We start from the raw sequence: 16,989 nt of genomic DNA, 5'->3' as shown, positions 1-16,989 counted from the left end.
GTCTCGTATTTTGAAGTTATATGTAAAGCTGAATTTTATAGAAATTAGTGGTGCGTCATTTTTTAGCATTAATCGGCTACCAGTTTTGAATGGGAGTACTCATATGGTTGCCAAGTGATATGTTTACATATATAAATTTATAGTTAATGCGTGTTCTTTAGATTATAAATTGATCATGGATACCTTGCGATATTATCTTGTGCATCAAGTATGAAAAAATGATCGTTATTAGAAAAACACTTTTCATTCGAGGAAAGCATTATCATTGTGTTTAAATCTGCGATTGTTTTATCTGTTGCGTTATGAATTGGACTTAATTTCATTTCTTTACATCCAAAAAGAAATGTATTTTTATTTAACGGGGCTAATATCATTGACCCTGGAGTAGCTAATCCAAATGTTTGCAATCGATTATGAGATAAAATAAAAGGTGAGTCACTTGTGATGGTATTAATTTTATTTGGTGCTTTGATTAGTGAGTAATTGAATTGAGGGAGGTAATAAGAGGCAATTTTGGTTTGTTTGAGTTCATATTCAATAATGTCATCGATAATGTAATCCCTCACTGACATGCCTAAGGTAACATTCCTTTGATTAAGATCTTTTTTCATTGATTCGACTATTTTTCGTTCTTGTCTTAGAGGTGTTTCGATGTTATTTCTATGTTGTGAATTTCTTAAAAATAAAGACGATAACAACCAGATTAAACCTTCATCTTCGGAATTAATTCCTTTACTCGTATCTATGGTCTCTAAAAACTCACCTATACGTGTCTCGACTGTATTACCGTACCATTCTTCAATTAGGAACGGACGTATATTTTCTTCTAATTTATAATAATTATTGCTCACACATGCATCATTAGGGTTTGTACCATGTTTAAATCCAGGCTTATTTTTTGGAAATGCCCAGAATAAAGATGTCCTTTTACCCTGATTGGTAAAGCCTTTCAGATAGCACGCAGGGATGTAATGATGTTTTTTGGGATAACTCATCAGGTTTCTTCCCTTGAAAAGTAAGAAAATTATATCTTCTACCGACCCGTACTTTAATCATAATATCTTGATCTTTTCAATAGTTATAGCTAAGGTCCAAATTCCATCAAACTCGCACCAACACTGACATACTGCCCCAGTAAAGTGGATTCAAAATGGCTGTTTAACATAGTTTATCCGGCTTCAGCCAGATCCTCGGAAGGGAAGTTAATTACATTTGTGTGAAGACACATAGAACGTCAGCTCGTAGCGTTGAGCTGATTATTTCAGCGGGTAGTATAGCGTAAAGGCGTGTAAATCTGCCAGAGGTCACATTTTGGCATAAAACCGGCCGGACAGCGAAGCGCTGTCCGGTACGTACGGCTATTTTACTGCGGATAAACTGGCGTTTCCTGCCGCCCGGCGCGTGGCATCCCCTCCCCACACCTGGTCATACTCATAGCCGGTGAGCTGTTTGATCACCACGCGGGTGTTGGCGTCGCAATCGCGATAATCTCCGCCCAGCTTGCGGCGCGCAATCTCCTTCAGCAGCAGCTTGTGCGTCTCGCGGGTCAGTTTAAATTTGTAGGTCGTGAAGAAGCTCACGGCCAGAAGGGCCGCCGTCGCGAAAATCAGCAGGCCGATAATGGCTCCCAGCGCGCTTTCAGGCTGTGCGCCGCTGCCCTTCACAAACCCTGACTCCTGCAGCACCAGGCCGATGATCATGATGGCAATCGCCACGGTGCTTTTGCGGGTCAATACCATCACCCCGGCAAAAATCCCTTCGCGGCGCTGCTGCGTCACAATCTCATCGATATCAGGAATGAAACTGTAGATATTCCACGGGATGTAATAAAGACCAGAGCGGGCGGCACCGAGCAGGATAAAGACCCCCGAGAACAGCAGCGTTGGCACCTGCGTTTTGGTGAGGTAGACCGTAAACAGGAATACCAGCACGGCGAAGATACAGCCATAAGAGAGGCGCAGCGCCGCGGACGGCGTGATATTCAGCCGGTTCAAAAGCAGCATAAATCCGTACGTGCCTGGTACCGAGGCAAAGGCGGCAATGCTCAGCCAGCCCGACACGGCCGCCGCATCCTGGCTCAGACAATAAACGACATAATAGGTAAAGACCGAGCCGAAGACGTCCATCGCAGTAAACGAGAAGATATAAATAATGATATGCAGGCGGAATGCGCGGATGCGAAAGGACGAAAAGAGGTCCAGTACCAGATATTTCAGATGATTGGCTACCCCGCTGCTGCGCTGGTTATCTATCTTAAAATCGGACTCCTGATGCACATCTTTCGCTTCCCAGGTGGTGTACCACGTAATAAACACCGCAAGGCAAAAAACGCAGGAAAATATCAGTCCGGTGAGCGTATAGGTAAACGGATTGTCTTTCCCGGTGAACTGCATAATGACGCCGGGGACGGAAACGGCAAGGAACCCCCCAAGCTGAGAGCAGATCATGCGCACCCCTGAAAGTCGGCTGCGCTCTTCGTAGCGGTTCGTCATTTCTGCGGCCAGCGTCTCCCACGGCACCAGCACCATCGCCGACAGCAGTTCAATAGAGAGATAGGTTCCAAGGTAATACCAGTATCCCATATCCGTCAGCCACAGCAGGGCATACAAAAACATTAACGGGGAACTCAGTAATAAAAAGAAACGGCGACGGCCAAATTTACGGCCGAGCCAGGTACCCGCAAAATTATCAGTGATATAACCCATGATCGGGCTTAACAGCGCATCAATGACGCGGGCGATAGCAAATATAGAGCCCGCTTCAATAACAGACAGCCCGCAATAGGTCGTGTAAAAAAATAACAGCCAGGTGCCGATAATGGCGAAAGCGCCTCCGCCAAACAGATCGGTTATGCCGTAGCCAAGCGCCACGCCATAACCAACTCTACGTTCAGTTGGTTTGACCATAATAATATCCAGTGTAGGGTAATGATTAACCCGTTTTACGGGGCGTATTTTTATTAACGTCTGGAATTCAAATTACGTTCTGGTTGTTGATATTTATCCATTGTCTTGTTTGAGATGACCGATAAATAGCCTCCACAAGGGTGAGTGATTTTCCGGCGGTACGGATATCGATATAGTCTCTGTTTTCCGGATGATGAACGGCAGTATAAAACCGGTGGATCGCCTGCTGATGACCCAGCCCCCAGTAGCTTTTTACCGTGCCGTCGGGGGAATCATCGCTTGCCAGTTTTAACCGCTCACCCGGCGTGACGCGCCAGAGAGTGTTGTCATTCAGCAGCAGCGAGCCGCGTTCACAGTGGATCTCCAGCAGGAGAGGGGCGTCCGTGGTGTGGCAATTGCTGGCATAAAACAGGCCGCGGGCGCCGTTGGCGAAGTGTAGCGTGGCCATTGCGCTGTCTTCGCCTTCGGTCACGTCTGCCAGCTCACCGCTATCCACCACGCCTTTCACTCGCGTCACGCCTTCGCCGAACCACTGCATCAGGTCGAGCGTATGGATTGCCTGGTTGATCAGCAGACTCCCGCCTTCTGTTGCCAGCCGACCGCGCCAGGGGCTTTGCGTGTAGTAAGCGCCCGCGCGTGACCATGTGAGTACTGCCCTGATGCTGAGCATTTTCCCCAGCTGTCCATGGCCTAACTCCTGCCGAATACGCTGGCTGGTGGGGTTGAGCCGGTTCTGATAGCACACGCCGAGCAGGCTCTGAGCCCGATCGGCGGCACGGGTGATATCAATGAGTTCACGGGTGTTCATGCCCACCGGTTTTTCGCAAAAAACATGCTTCCCGGCGGCGAGTGCCGCCAGAATCATCTCTTTATGCTCGAAATGGGGCGTACAGATGTGTACCACGTCGATGGCATCATCCAGCAGCATTTCCCGGTAATCCTGATAAAAACGGCATTGATAGTCTTTCGCCAGCGCCAGTCCTTTAACGCTGTCGATGTCGACCAGCGCACGCAGCGCGACGTTGGGCATCTGGCGCAGGGCATTGACATGGCAGCCATGAATCGCCCCGCCGCCGATGATAGCGGTATTCAGGATAGTCATCTCCGGCTCCCCTTAACCCGCCGCGTTGGCGAGCATTTGAGCCTTCACGCACAGCTCCGCAGCCTTGAAAGCGTGCGCCTGCGTCATGGCATTTTCAGTCCGATGGAGACAGTCGAGGATCAGTTCGCCAAAGAACGGGAATCCGACCTGGCCTGCTACCGGATAACGGAACTCCCCCTCTTTATTGACGAGATAAACCACATCCTGCTCGCCGCGGGTTAAATCGACGTATTTGCGGATTTCGATGTAGCCCTCGGTGCCGAGCAGCGTCAGTCGCCCGTCACCCCATGTGGACAGCCCGTCCGGGGTAAACCAGTCGCAGCGGAAGTAGCCGCTGGCGCCGTTTTCGCCTTTGAGCATTGCATCGCCAAAATCTTCAAAGGCGGGGTACTGCGGGTGTTTAACGTTCCGGACCTGGCTTGCTATCACGGTGGCATCGCGGTTGCCGGTGTAAAAAAGGAACTGCTCAATCTGATGGCTGCCGATGTCACACAGGATGCCGCCGAAGTATCGCCGATCGTAAAACCAGTCCGGCCTTCCTTCGCCTTCACGGTGTGGGCCTGTCCCCAGCGTTTGTACCACGTCGCCGATGGCACCTTGCTTTACCAGTTGACCGGCAAAGACAGCACTCTCAACATGCAGACGTTCGCTGTAGTAAACCGCATATTTCTTACCGGTTTTTTCAACCATCGCTTTGGCATCTGCCAGCTGTTCAAGGGTGGTGAGCGGCGCTTTGTCGGTAAAGTAATCCTTCCCCGCCGCCATCGATTTCAGCCCCAGCGCACAGCGTTCAGAGGGGATGGCGGCGCCTGCCACCAGACGCACCTCGTTATCGGCGAGGATCGCCTCCAGCGAATCCGCCACTCTGGCCTGCGGATACTGCTGGATAAATTTATCCACTCTGGACGGATCGGGATCGTAAACCCATTTCAGCGTGGCGCCGGCTTCAATCAGCCCGTTACACATTCCATAAATATGCCCGTGGTCGAGCGCGGCAGCGGCAAAGACAAACTCACCTTCCCGGACAACGGGCTGAGGTTTGCCGACTGGCGCGTAGTTCATTCCGTCATGTTTATTCATCTTCAGATTCCTCGATCCAGATCTTTACCCAGGGGGATAGCGCCCACTTCGCTGAAGTTGGCCACGCTTGTGGATTTCTCATGAAAACGGGGGGCGAGGGTGTTAATCCCGCCGGTACGGTAAAACGGATCGTCACGTGGAATGGGGAGCGAGACCACGGTGCGGGTGATGGCAGATTTATAAATTGCGGTAATCAACTCCAGCGAGCGTTTTCCCTGTAATCCATCCACCAGCGGGGCCGTGCCGCGTTCAATACTCAGCAGCAGGTCGTTAATCTGCCCGGTATGCAGCGTCCACGCGAGTGCCGGTGTCTGCGCAAAAACAGCGTTGAGCTGTGCTTCCCGCTGCTGGTCGTGAGTTTCCTGAGGAAAACCGTTATCGGCACTCACGCTGGCACAGGCTTGCCAGGGGGCAGAGATGCGTGCGCGCTCGCCCTGGATGACGATCTTCTGATCTTCGCCGTGATGCACCACCGAGGCGGTAAGCTGCGTGAGTGCGCCGCTGGGATATTTGAATATTGCGGCGCTGAGGTCTTCCACTTCGGCATTGTCATGCGCCACGTTGGTCATCATCGCCACCACCTCGGATGGAAACCCGAGCATCCACTGAATAGCGTCGATATGGTGAACCGCGTGATTGAGCGTGCAGCCGCCCCCCTCTTTTTCCCAGGTGCCACGCCACCACAGATCGTAATAGCAGTGGCCGCGCCACCAGAACGAATCCACCTGCGCATGGCAGATTTTGCCCGCGAGGCCGGAATCCAGCGCTGCTTTTAAGCGCCAGAAGGCATCGGTAAAGCGATTTTGCGCAATGATGGAGAGCGTTTTACCGCTGGCCTGCTGAGCCGCAATCATCGCGTCGCACTCCTCAAGCGAGGCGGCCATCGGCTTTTCACACAGCACATGACACCCGGCCTCCAGTGCATCAATGCTGATCTGTGCGTGGACATACGGCGGGGTGCAGACATCGACGATATCGACGTCTGGCTCGGATGCCAGCATCTGCTGATGGCTCTCATACACGCGGGCCTGCGTCAGGCCGTAGCGCGTTTTTTTCTCGTGCGCTTTTTCCGGGTAGATATCCACCAGCGCGACAATCCGGCAGCGCTGACCAAACTGCAAATAACCCTGAATATGGTTATGTGAGATATTGCCTGTACCTACAATGGCGATATTTAGCATCGTGTCGTCTCCGGAGTTACCAGGTGCCTGAGGCATCAAGCGTCACGTTTACGGCCTCTTTAGCAACAGAGGTGCTGATGCGTTGCTGGAGCAGGCGCAAGTAGTGTTTCTCGTTGATCGGCAGTTCGACCCAGTCGTCAGTCCAGGTGGAAAGATGCATGGCATTAGAGAGCGTCAGGCCGTGGATCCCGTCCAGGCCCGGCGCAATCAGCGGTTCACCGTGCAGGATGGCGGCGCAGAAGTTTGCGGTAATGACATGATGTTCGCTGCATTCGGCGGCGACAGGAATGTCGACCTCCCAGCATTCAGGCTCCCCAAAACCGTTTTGCCAGCGGGCGTTAAAGTCGGTTTCGGACTCACGTAGCCGCCAGTAGCGAAGCCGCCCCTCTTCGACGACCACTTTGCCGCGATCCCCGACGATCTCCAGGCGATTTGTCCCCGGCGTTTCTGCCACGGTAGTGATAAATACACCGGTAGCCCCACCGGCATACTCGGTATAGGCGGTGACCTCGTCTTCCACTTCAATGTCACGATGTTTGCCGAACTGGCAAAACGCGCGCAGGCGGACCGGCATGCCCACCAGCCACTGCCAGAGATCGAGCTGATGCGGATCCTGGTTGAGCAAGACGCCGCCGCCTTCTCCTTTCCAGGTCGCGCGCCAGCCGCTGGAGTTGTAGTAGCTCTGCGAGCGGTACCAGTTGGTGATTATCCAGTTAGAACGGCGGATCTCGCCCAGCTCGCCGCTGTCGATAAGATCCTTAACCTTCCGGTAGAGCGGGTTTGGTCGCTGGTTGTACATGATGCCAAACACCACGTCGCACTCGCGCGCGCAGGCGTTCATCTCCTGCACCTGCGCCGTATAAACGCCTGCCGGTTTTTCACACAGGGTATGAATGCCGTTACGCATCGCCAGCATCGACAGGCGCGGATGTTCGTAATGGGGCGTGGCGACAATCACCGCGTCGATAAGCCCGCTCTGGATCATCTCCTGGGCATCACTGAACAGGGGAATGGCCCCCACCAGCTGGCGAATGGCCGGGTGTTTTTCCGGCGCATTTTCACAAACTGCCGTCAGGCAGGCGTCATTGACCGTACCCGCGAGTAAATAACGTGCGTGGACCGTACCGATATTACCTATACCAATAATGCCAAAACGTACCTTCTCCATGTCACACCTTAATTTCAGTTGAAAAGAAGTGATGACCGGAAAATAGGAAAGGCGAGGCGTAGCGACAATGTGTTTTTGTGAGAATACTCGCAAGGTGAATAAGTAATCTCCAGGCTTTCTGAAATTTGGTTTTAAAATCAAAAGGCTGTTTCTGCAAATATTTGCAAAAACTGATTGAGAGCGAGGTCACACTATGCCGGGCAGGTTAAAAATGGAGGAGATCGCGGCCCTCACGGGATATTCCGTTAGCACGGTGTCGAGGGTATTAAGCGGCAAGTCATATACCAGCGATAAAGCCCGGGATGCAATCGTTCGCACCGCACGAGAGCTGGGCGTGCTGGAGTCCATGGCCAGTGGACGGCTGTTGATTAACGGTATTGCCGTTTTTGCTCCGGAAAGAACCTTTCAGGGGCGCGGCGATATTTTTTATCTTGAGGTGACCAAAGGGATTGCTGAGGCCTGCTCGCCACACAATGTGTGGGTCAGCTGTTGCGGATTAGAAGAACAACACGCCGATGTAAAATTATTTATGGAAAAGGCCAGCCAGAAGAACATCAACGCGATAATTATTATTGGTACTGATGATGCCACCATATTTAAACTGGCCAGCACGCTCAATAAACCCTGCGTCTTAATTAATTCCGTGGACCGGGAGCGGGTACTGGATTCGGTATCACCCGATCACCGGGCGATTGGCTTCACCGCCATGCAGTATCTCTTTGAACAGGGGCACCGGCGGGTCCTGACGCTGACCTGCCTTCGGCGAGATACGCTTTACGCTCGTCTGGATGGCATTAAAGAGGCGTATCGCCATTTTCACGTCGCCTTTGAGCCGCAGCGTGATTTACTCGTGACGGAGTGGTTTACCGCAGACGAAGCCGAGCGGGCGCTGGATGAGTGGCTGCTGAGTCATGACAGAGCGCAGTGGCCTGAGGTGATTTTCCCGAACAGCACCAGCATGACCGAAGGTGTGGTGAGGGCATTGACCCGCCACGGGCTGCGCGTTCCGGAAGACATCTCTCTGATTACCACCGATTTTGCCTGGAATTTAGCGCACGGGCTGGAAAAACCGGTCACGGGGGTCACGGTGCCCTGCCGCGAACTGGGGATTGAGGCCGTGCACCTGCTGCAGACCCGCCTTAACAGGCCGCAGGCACCGGTTTTTAACCTGCTGTTGCAGGGAAAAGTCATGAATTATGGGTCGGTCAGTAATGCCACGCGCCACGCGGCTCGCGTGGCGCTAGACCAGTAATCAGGCCAGCTGTGGCGGCAGGCAGACGCCGATACCCCCGATACCGCAGTAGCCGTACGGGTTTTTATGCAGGTACTGCTGGTGGTCGTCTTCCGCATAGTAGAACGGTTTGGCAGAGGCGATTTCCGTGGTGACCTCGCGGTTGTCACCGGCATCGTGCATCGCTTTCTGGAAGCGCTCAAGGCTTGCGCGGGCGGCCGTCTCCTGCTCAGGAGTGAGAGGGTAGATAGCCGAGCGGTACTGGGTGCCGTGGTCGTTACCCTGACGCATGCCCTGGGCCGGGTCGTGGTTTTCCCAGAACACCTGCAGAAGTTGCTCATAGCTAATGACGGCAGGGTCATACACCACGCGTACGGCTTCGGCATGACCGGTCTCGCCAGAGCACACTTCGCGATAGGTTGGGTTTGGCGTATACCCCCCCGTGTAACCCGCCGCGGTGCTGTAAACGCCGGGGAGTTGCCAGAAGAGACGTTCTACGCCCCAGAAGCAGCCCATGGCGAACAGGGCGATTTCCATTCCATCAGGAACGTTTGTCATTGAATGGCCATTCACGGCGTGTAAGGTCGCCACAGGCATAGGGGTGTTGCGTCCCGGTAATGCATCAGCTTGTGAAACAAGATGCTTTTTGTCGAATAAACTCACGATGGGGGCCTCCCGGGCTGCGATGTTTCGGTTAAGGTTGTCACGAAGCGTTTAATTGAACACAATAAATGCGCTGAATGAGTCTAGATTTAATCATAAGAAATATTTGGGTGTTACACCCGTTTTCAACCCGTGATGTGGGTTTTTGGCTAACAGGCCGTATTTTGCCGCGGAGCGGCACTTCATTTGCTTCCAGGGTGGAAAAAGGGATATTCAGGAGAAAACGTGACAAAAATCCGCCAGTTATGTTTGGTCAGTTTATTGCTGACAAGCGGGGTTGCCAGCGCGGCGAATGTCCGTTTGCAGGTTGAGGGGTTATCCGGGGCGCTGGAAAAAAACGTGCGTGCGCAGCTGTCGACCATCGAGAGCGACGAAGTGACGCCGGACCGGCGTTTTCGCGCGCGCGTGGATGATGCGATCCGCGAAGGGCTGAAAGCGCTGGGTTATTACGAACCCACCATTGATTTCGATCTCCGTCCGCCGCCAAAGAAGGGGCGACAGGTGCTTATTGCCCGCGTTTCACCGGGTGAGCCGGTCTTGATCGGCGGCACTAACGTCATTCTGCGCGGCGGCGCGCGTACGGACCGGGATTACCTGGATCTGCTCAGCACGCGGCCGAAAAACGGTACCGTGCTGAACCACGGTGACTACGACCATTTCAAAAAAGAGCTGACGAGCGTCTCCCTGCGTAAGGGTTACTTTGACAGCCAGTTCGACAAAAGCCAGCTGGGCATTGCGCTCGACAGGCACCAGGCCTTCTGGGATATCGATTATGACAGCGGCGAACGTTATCGTTTCGGCGATGTGACCTTCGAAGGCTCACAAATTCGTGAAGAGTATCTGCAAAACCTCGTGCCTTTCAAAAAAGGCGATTACTACCAGTCGCGTGATCTGGCGGAGCTGAACCGCCGCCTCTCCGCCACCGGGTGGTTTAACTCGGTGGTTGTCGCGCCGGAGTTTGATAAATCGCGCAAAACCAAGGTGTTGCCGCTGCATGGCGTTGTTTCGCCGCGCACCGAGAACACCATTGAGACCGGTGTTGGTTATTCGACCGACGTCGGTCCGCGCGTGAAAGCCACGTGGAAAAAGCCGTGGATGAACTCATACGGCCACAGCCTGACCACCAGCGCCAGTATCTCGGCGCCGGAACAACAGCTCGATTTCAGCTACAAAATGCCGCTGCTGAAAAACCCGCTTGAACAGTATTACCTTGTTCAGGGCGGTTTTAAGCGTACCGACCTGAATGATACCGAGGCAGATTCCACCACGCTTGCGGTATCGCGATACTGGGACCTCTCCAGCGGCTGGCAGCGCGCCATTAACCTGCGCTGGAGTCTGGACCACTTTACCCAGGCCAACGTCACCAACACCACCATGCTGCTCTACCCGGGGGTGATGATCAGCCGTACCCGCTCGCGCGGCGGCCTGATGCCAACCTGGGGCGATTCCCAGCGTTACTCCATCGATTACTCCAACACCATGTGGGGTTCCGATGTGGATTTCTCGGTGATTCAGGCGCAAAACGTCTGGATCCGCACGCTGTATGACAAACACCGTTTCGTGATGCGCGGCAACCTCGGCTGGATTGAAACCGGCGACTTCGACAAAGTTCCGCCGGATCTGCGCTTCTTCGCCGGTGGCGACCGCAGTATTCGCGGTTACAAATACAAATCCATCGCGCCGAAAGATGATGACGGCAAGCTGATTGGTGCCTCCAAGCTGGCTACCGGCTCGCTGGAGTACCAGTACAACGTCAGCGGAAAATGGTGGGGCGCGATGTTTGTCGACGGCGGCGAAGCGGTAAGCGATATCCGCCGCAGCGACTTTAAAACCGGCGCGGGCGTGGGCGTACGCTGGCAGTCTCCCGTCGGGCCAATCAAGCTCGATTTCGCCGTGCCGGTGGGTGATAAAGAAGAACACGGTTTACAGTTTTACATCGGTCTGGGGCCTGAATTATGAGTTTATGGAAGAAGATAAGCCTCGGGGTGCTGATTTTTATCGTACTGCTGCTCGGTACGGTGGCGTTTCTGGTCGGAACGACGTCTGGCCTGCATCTGCTGTTTAACGCGGCTAACCGCTGGATTCCCGGGCTGGAAATTGGCCAGGTGACAGGCGGCTGGCGCGATCTGCGTCTGAAAAACATCCGCTATGAGCAGCCTGGCGTGGCGGTAAACGCGGGGGAATTTCACCTCGCGGTGAAGCTGGGCTGCCTGCGGGACAGCAAGCTGTGCGTTAACGATCTGTCGCTGAAAGACGTGAACGTGGCGATAGATTCGAAGAAAATGCCGAAATCGGCACCCGTTGAGGAAGAGGATAGCGGCCCGCTGAATCTCTCCACACCGTATCCGATTGCCCTCTATCGGGTGGCGCTGGATAACGTCAATGTCAAAATCGACGACACCACCGTCTCCGTCATGGATTTCACCTCCGGCCTGCGCTGGCAGGAGAAAAACCTCACCCTGACGCCAACCTCCCTTCAGGGGCTGCTGATTGCGCTGCCGAAAGTGGCGGACGTGGCGCAGGAAGAAATTGTCGAGCCGAAGATCCAGAACCCGCAGCCGGAAGAGAAACCGCTGGGCGAAACGCTGAAAGATCTCTTCTCTAAACCTGTGCTGCCGGAGATGACGGACGTTCATCTGCCGCTGAACCTGAATATCGAAGAGTTTAAAGGCGAGCAGCTGCGTCTCACCGGCGATACCGATCTGACGGTCTTCAACATGCTGCTTAAAGTCAGCAGCATCGACGGCAACATGAAGCTCGACGCGCTGGATATCGACACCAACCAGGGCTCGGTTAACGCGTCAGGGAATGCCCTGCTGCGCGACAACTGGCCGGTGGATATCACCCTGAACAGTTCGCTCAACATCGACCCGCTGAAAGGCGAAAAAGTGAAGGTCAAAGTGGGCGGGGCGCTGCGCGATAAACTGGATGTCGGCGTTAACCTCTCCGGCCCGGTGGATATGGATCTGCGCGCGCAAACGCAGCTGGCGGAAGCGGGGCTGCCGCTCAACCTTGAGGTTGTCAGTAAGCAGCTCTACTGGCCGTTCACCGGCGAAAAACAGTTCCAGGCCGATGACCTGAAGCTCAAGCTGAGCGGCAAAATGACGGATTACACCCTGTCGTTCCGCACGGCGGTGAAGGGGCAAGGTGTTCCGCCTGCGACGATTATGCTGGATGCTAAAGGCAACGAGCAGCAGGTGAATCTCGACAAACTGACCGTCGCGGCGCTGGAAGGCAAAACGGAACTCACCGCGCTGCTTGACTGGCAGCAGGCGATCAGCTGGCGTGGCGAGCTGAAGCTGACGGGGATCAACACGGCCAAAGAGGTGCCGGACTGGCCATCAAAACTGGACGGCCTGATCAAAACCCGCGGCAGCCTGTATGGCGGTACGTGGCAGATGGACGTGCCGGAAATCAAGCTTACCGGTAACGTGAAGCAGAATAAGGTCAACGTTGAAGGCTCGCTGAAGGGCAACAGCTATCTGCAGTGGGTGATCCCGGGTCTGCACGTGGCGCTGGGCCGTAACACGGCGGATATCAAAGGCGAGCTGGGGGTGAAAGATCTTAATCTCGATGCCACCATTGATGCACCAAATCTGGATAACGCCCTGCCAGGGCTGGGCGGCACGGCGAAAGGGTTAGTGAAGGTGCGCGGCACGGTAGAGGCTCCGCAGCTGCTGGCCGATATCACCGCCAGCAACCTGCGCTGGCAGGCGCTGACCGTTGCGCGGGTTCGCGTCGAAGGGGATGTGAAATCCACCGATCAGATTGGCGGTAACCTGAACCTGCGCGTGGAGCGCATTTCTCAGCCCGACGTGAACATTAATCTGGTCACTCTGGATGCCAAAGGTAACGAAAAACAGCACGATCTCCAGCTTAAGGTGCAGGGCGAGCCGGTATCCGGTCAGCTTCATCTGACCGGAAGCTTTGATCGCAAACAGGCGCGCTGGAAAGGGACGCTAGACAATACCCGCTTCAACACCCCGGTAGGGCCGCTGGCGCTGTCCCGTTCTATCGCGCTGGACTACCGCAACGCCGAACAAAAGATCAGTATCGGACCGCACTGCTGGACCAACCCGAATGCGGAACTGTGCGTGCCGCAGACCATTGATGCGGGGGCTGAAGGGCGTGCGCAGATCAACCTTAATCGCTTCGACCTGGCGATGCTAAAACCGTTTATGCCGGAGACGACTCAGGCCAGCGGCGTCTTTAGCGGGAAAGCCGATGTCGCGTGGGACACAACCAAAGAGGGGCTGCCGCAGGGTAGCGTGACGCTCTCCGGTCGTAACGTGAAGGTGATACAGGAGGTAAACGACGCACCGCTGCCGGTGGCGTTTGATACCCTCAACCTGAGTGCCGATCTGCATAACAACCGCGCGGAGCTGGGGTGGCTTATCCGTCTGACCAACAACGGTCAGTTTGACGGGCAGGTGCAGATTACCGATCCGCAAGGACGCCGTAATCTCGCCGGTAACGTTAATATCCGCAACTTCAACCTGGCGATGGCCAACCCGATTTTCTCACGCGGAGAAAAAGCGGAGGGGATGCTCAGCGCGAACCTGCGCCTGGCGGGCAATGCGCAAAGCCCGCAGCTGTTTGGCCAGATGCAGCTTAACGGCGTGGATATCGACGGCAACTTTATGCCGTTTGATATGCAGCCAAGCCAGATTGCGATGAACTTCAACGGCATGAGCTCGACCCTCGCCGGGGTGGTGCGTACCCAGCAGGGGCAAATCAACCTCAGCGGCGATGCCGACTGGAGCCAGCTTGATAACTGGCGGGCCCGTGTCGCGGCCAAAGGCAGCAAGGTGCGGATCACCGTACCGCCGATGGTACGTCTGGATGTATCCCCGGATATTGTCTTTGAAGCCACCCCAAGCCTCTTCACGCTGGACGGCAACGTGGACGTACCGTGGGCACGCATCGTGGTGCACGAGGTGCCTGAGAGCGCGGTGGGCGTCTCCAGTGACGAAGTCATGCTCAATGAAAATCTCAAACCCGTTGAGCAGAAGAGCGCCGGTATTCCGATCAACAGTAACCTCACCGTTCACGTCGGCAATAACGTGCGTCTGGATGCGTTTGGGCTGAAGGCGAGACTGACGGGGGATCTGAAAGTCGCGCAGGACAAGCAGGGTCTGGGTCTGAACGGTCAGATCAATATTCCTGAAGGACGCTTCCATGCCTATGGTCAGGATCTGATTGTGCGTAAAGGTGAACTGCTGTTCTCCGGCCCACCGGATCAGCCACTGCTCAATATCGAAGCGATTCGTAACCCGGAAGCCACCGAAAACGACGTTATTGCGGGCGTTCGCGTTACCGGCTCTGCTGATGAACCGAAGGCGGAGATCTTCTCCGACCCGGCAATGTCGCAACAGGAAGCCCTGTCTTACCTGCTGCGTGGGCAAGGACTGGAGAGCGGCCAGAGCGACAGTGCGGCGATGACCTCGATGTTAGTGGGTCTGGGGGTTGCACAAAGTGGGCAGGTTGTGGGTAAAATCGGCGAGACGTTCGGCGTAAGCAATCTGGCACTGGACACCCAGGGCGTGGGTGACTCCTCGCAAGTGGTGGTCAGTGGCTATGTACTGCCGGGTCTGCAGGTAAAATATGGCGTGGGGATCTTTGACTCACTGGCAACACTCACGTTACGCTATCGCCTTATGCCTAAGCTATATCTGGAAGCAGTGTCCGGCGTAGACCAGGCACTTGATCTGCTCTATCAGTTTGAGTTTTAGCAATGCGAATATTTGTCTACGGCAGTTTACGAACCAAGCAAGGCAACAGTCACTGGATGACCAATGCCCTGCTGCTGGGGAATTACAATATCGAGAACTACCAGTTGTATAGCCTGGGCCACTATCCAGGCGCGGTTCCTGGGGAAGGAACAGTACAGGGTGAAGTTTATCGTATTGATAATGCTACACTTGCCGAACTTGATGCCTTGCGCACCAGGGGCGGTGAATACGCTCGCCAGTTGATCCAGACGCCGTATGGAAGTGCGTGGATGTACGTCTACCAGCGTCCGGTCGAGGGGTTAAAGCGGATTGTAAGCGGTAACTGGTTAGACAGAGACCAGTACTGAAAAAAACAACGCCACCGTCAGGTGGCGTTGTTTTTTATGGGCTTAGCTCTCTTCTGTGCTTCGGCGTCGGGTCAAAAACAGCGGAACAAAAAGCATGATGTACGGAGCAACCAGCCATATCAGGCACAGGGCGCGTGAAAAGCCGTAGTAGTTGATGCACCGCGTATTGCTTGAAATGACGGGAATAAAAAACAGTAAAAACAGCAAAATGGCATAATTGCTGCGGTAGGGGATCCATAAATAAAACAAAAACCAGGCGAGCTGGAATGTCATGATGCAGAGATACTGCCATTTGCTGTCTTTGCCGTAACAGTCAAACGCCTTTATGTAGCCCATCTTTATGCTGTGAAGAAAGAAACGTAGCATGTAAAACGCTCACGATCGCGATGGTCAGGAGTGTTCTGGCCAGCAACTCAATTAAAAAATAGCTATGGGTGATATTAGTAGCACCTGAGCTCAGGGTATGCCGTTTACTCTACCCGCTGTGCATTGCAACAAAAAGGGTAGACACACCTGTCTTCATAAAGACCTGAAGCAGACACGAAACGGGCATATTCGTCGGTAATTGTTTTAACGCAGCGAGTAGGGCAAAAGCAGGCTATTAATAGCGTTAGATAATATCAAAGACCTCTATCGGTAAATATCAGGCCATCACTCTCATAATACCCTGCAAGCTCTTCAAACAGGTCGGCTCTGCCGGGGACAAAACCTGGGGTCACAAGCTCATATATTCTGCTGGTTCCTTGAGATGTTACCCGCTATACCGTATTTAGCGTGCCAGTGTCGCGTCAGACGCAAAGCATAAAAAAGCCCCGACTCGCGGGGCCTTATTATTCAGGGGTAAGAATTACTTCTTCGCAGCGCGTTCGAAAGAGGAGATGATTTCCGCTTTCGCGGCTTCTGCGTTTTCCCAGCCGTCAACTTTAACCCACTTGCCTTTTTCGAGGTCTTTGTAGTGCTCGAAGAAGTGAGTGATCTGCGCTTTCAGCAGTTCTGGCAGGTCGTTCACATCTTTGATGTGATCGTACTCTTTGCTCAGTTTGGTGTGCGGAACAGCAACCAGTTTCGCATCTTCACCAGATTCGTCGGTCATTTTCAGCACGCCAACAGGACGGCAGCGAATGACTGCGCCTGGCTGCAGTGGGTATGGCGTTGGGACCAGTACGTCAACCGGGTCACCGTCCAGAGACAGGGTGTGGTTGATGTAACCGTAGTTGCATGGGTAGAACATGGCGGTAGACATGAAACGGTCTACAAACAGCGCACCGCTCTCTTTGTCCACTTCGTATTTGATAGGATCTGCGTTAGCCGGGATTTCGATAACTACGTAGATGTCTTCTGGCAGTTCTTTACCCGCAGGGACGTTGAGTAAGCTCATGTCTGTGTCCTTTAAAATGGATGGTAAACAAGTGGCAGGTATTATAGCCAACTGGCGCTGAATGTCTCCGCCTGTTTTCGTCTTCTCTCCACGTTCTCCCCACTTTTCAGACCGATTCCATGACAGGAAAATCCATAAACTCAGCCGCTTTTTTAATGGTGAAATGAAAGCGATTACAAACTTGTGATTAACGTTTTATTC

At 53.9% G+C, this 16,989-nt stretch carries 13 protein-coding genes; 4 read left to right on the top strand and 9 right to left on the bottom strand.

Annotation, left to right across the window (positions count from 1 at the left end; all coding sequences use genetic code 11):
* Positions 1-173: 173 nt before the first annotated feature.
* The 6 genes from QMG44_RS14070 to QMG44_RS14045 form a co-directional block, all read right to left on the bottom strand.
* Complete coding sequence (locus tag QMG44_RS14070) at positions 174-995, bottom strand: DUF4238 domain-containing protein (protein ID WP_281853113.1); 822 nt, start codon at positions 993-995, stop codon at positions 174-176.
* A 363-nt stretch (positions 996-1,358) separates the two neighbouring features.
* Positions 1,359-2,906, bottom strand: a complete 1,548-nt coding sequence (locus tag QMG44_RS14065; protein WP_014168350.1) for an MFS transporter — start codon at positions 2,904-2,906, stop codon at positions 1,359-1,361.
* 67 nt (positions 2,907-2,973) lie between these two features.
* Positions 2,974-4,008: a Gfo/Idh/MocA family protein gene (locus QMG44_RS14060; protein ID WP_086533166.1), complete on the bottom strand. Its 1,035-nt coding sequence runs from the start codon at positions 4,006-4,008 to the stop codon at positions 2,974-2,976.
* 12 nt (positions 4,009-4,020) lie between these two features.
* Entirely contained in the window at positions 4,021-5,088 is a 1,068-nt protein-coding gene (locus tag QMG44_RS14055; RefSeq protein WP_032679504.1) for a Gfo/Idh/MocA family protein, read from the bottom strand.
* Between the two features lie 2 nt (positions 5,089-5,090).
* Positions 5,091-6,269, bottom strand: a complete 1,179-nt coding sequence (locus tag QMG44_RS14050; protein ID WP_232937807.1) for a Gfo/Idh/MocA family protein — start codon at positions 6,267-6,269, stop codon at positions 5,091-5,093.
* A 16-nt stretch (positions 6,270-6,285) separates the two neighbouring features.
* On the bottom strand, positions 6,286-7,437 hold the full coding sequence (locus tag QMG44_RS14045) for a Gfo/Idh/MocA family protein (RefSeq protein WP_281853112.1): 1,152 nt from the start codon (positions 7,435-7,437) through the stop codon (positions 6,286-6,288).
* A gap of 193 nt (positions 7,438-7,630) precedes the next feature.
* On the opposite strand from QMG44_RS14045, the gene QMG44_RS14040 reads away from it, so the two are divergent.
* Positions 7,631-8,689 (top strand): LacI family DNA-binding transcriptional regulator, encoded by a 1,059-nt coding sequence (locus QMG44_RS14040; protein ID WP_086533169.1) that lies wholly within the window; start codon positions 7,631-7,633, stop codon positions 8,687-8,689.
* Here the strand turns inward: QMG44_RS14040 and msrA are convergent, their stop codons facing one another.
* Positions 8,690-9,331, bottom strand: a complete 642-nt coding sequence (gene msrA / locus QMG44_RS14035) for a peptide-methionine (S)-S-oxide reductase MsrA (RefSeq protein ID WP_020882919.1) — start codon at positions 9,329-9,331, stop codon at positions 8,690-8,692. It abuts the gene before it with no gap.
* A gap of 225 nt (positions 9,332-9,556) precedes the next feature.
* Here msrA and tamA point away from each other — a divergent pair, with 225 nt between their 5' ends.
* The 3 genes from tamA to QMG44_RS14020 are packed head-to-tail and all read left to right on the top strand — an operon-like array spanning position 9,557 to position 15,410.
* The gene (gene tamA, locus QMG44_RS14030; protein ID WP_020882918.1) at positions 9,557-11,290 is read left to right on the top strand and encodes an autotransporter assembly complex protein TamA; all 1,734 of its coding nucleotides are present in this window, start codon (positions 9,557-9,559) and stop codon (positions 11,288-11,290) included.
* Positions 11,287-15,063 carry an autotransporter assembly complex protein TamB gene (gene tamB, locus QMG44_RS14025; protein WP_086533170.1) on the top strand — a complete coding sequence of 1,259 codons (3,777 nt, stop codon included), beginning with the start codon at positions 11,287-11,289 and terminating at the stop codon, positions 15,061-15,063. Before tamA ends, tamB begins: the two co-directional genes overlap by 4 nt.
* Positions 15,064-15,065: 2 nt before the next feature.
* A complete protein-coding gene (locus QMG44_RS14020) occupies positions 15,066-15,410 on the top strand; it encodes a gamma-glutamylcyclotransferase (RefSeq protein WP_014168360.1) in 345 nt (114 codons plus the stop codon).
* Positions 15,411-15,452: 42 nt separating this feature from the next.
* On the opposite strand, the gene QMG44_RS14015 is transcribed toward QMG44_RS14020, so the two are convergent.
* A complete protein-coding gene (locus QMG44_RS14015) occupies positions 15,453-15,746 on the bottom strand; it encodes a hypothetical protein (RefSeq protein WP_086533171.1) in 294 nt (97 codons plus the stop codon).
* 511 nt (positions 15,747-16,257) lie between these two features.
* Positions 16,258-16,788, bottom strand: coding sequence for an inorganic diphosphatase (ppa, locus tag QMG44_RS14010; RefSeq protein ID WP_020882913.1), 531 nt, complete (start codon positions 16,786-16,788; stop codon positions 16,258-16,260).
* Positions 16,789-16,989: the final 201 nt, after the last annotated feature.

The organism is Enterobacter sp. 200527-13, assembly GCF_027924865.1.
Classification (GTDB): Bacteria; Pseudomonadota; Gammaproteobacteria; order Enterobacterales; family Enterobacteriaceae; genus Enterobacter; species Enterobacter ludwigii.
The sequence above is the reverse complement of the archived record's forward strand: the minus strand, read 5'-3'. Positions and strand labels throughout refer to the sequence as shown.

Excerpts from the sequence above, each read along its gene's own strand:
- QMG44_RS14070 (WP_281853113.1), bottom strand. The coding sequence starts at position 995 with ATGAGTTATCCCAAAAAACATCATTACATCCCTGCGTGCTATCTGAAA.
- QMG44_RS14065 (WP_014168350.1), bottom strand. The coding sequence starts at position 2,906 with ATGGTCAAACCAACTGAACGTAGAGTTGGTTATGGCGTGGCGCTTGGC.
- QMG44_RS14060 (WP_086533166.1), bottom strand. The coding sequence starts at position 4,008 with ATGACTATCCTGAATACCGCTATCATCGGCGGCGGGGCGATTCATGGC.
- QMG44_RS14055 (WP_032679504.1), bottom strand. The coding sequence starts at position 5,088 with ATGAATAAACATGACGGAATGAACTACGCGCCAGTCGGCAAACCTCAG.
- QMG44_RS14050 (WP_232937807.1), bottom strand. The coding sequence starts at position 6,269 with ATGCTAAATATCGCCATTGTAGGTACAGGCAATATCTCACATAACCAT.
- QMG44_RS14045 (WP_281853112.1), bottom strand. The coding sequence starts at position 7,437 with ATGGAGAAGGTACGTTTTGGCATTATTGGTATAGGTAATATCGGTACG.
- QMG44_RS14040 (WP_086533169.1), top strand. The coding sequence starts at position 7,631 with ATGCCGGGCAGGTTAAAAATGGAGGAGATCGCGGCCCTCACGGGATAT.
- tamB (WP_086533170.1), top strand. The coding sequence starts at position 11,287 with ATGAGTTTATGGAAGAAGATAAGCCTCGGGGTGCTGATTTTTATCGTA.
- QMG44_RS14020 (WP_014168360.1), top strand. The coding sequence starts at position 15,066 with ATGCGAATATTTGTCTACGGCAGTTTACGAACCAAGCAAGGCAACAGT.
- QMG44_RS14015 (WP_086533171.1), bottom strand. The coding sequence starts at position 15,746 with ATGGGCTACATAAAGGCGTTTGACTGTTACGGCAAAGACAGCAAATGG.
- ppa (WP_020882913.1), bottom strand. The coding sequence starts at position 16,788 with ATGAGCTTACTCAACGTCCCTGCGGGTAAAGAACTGCCAGAAGACATC.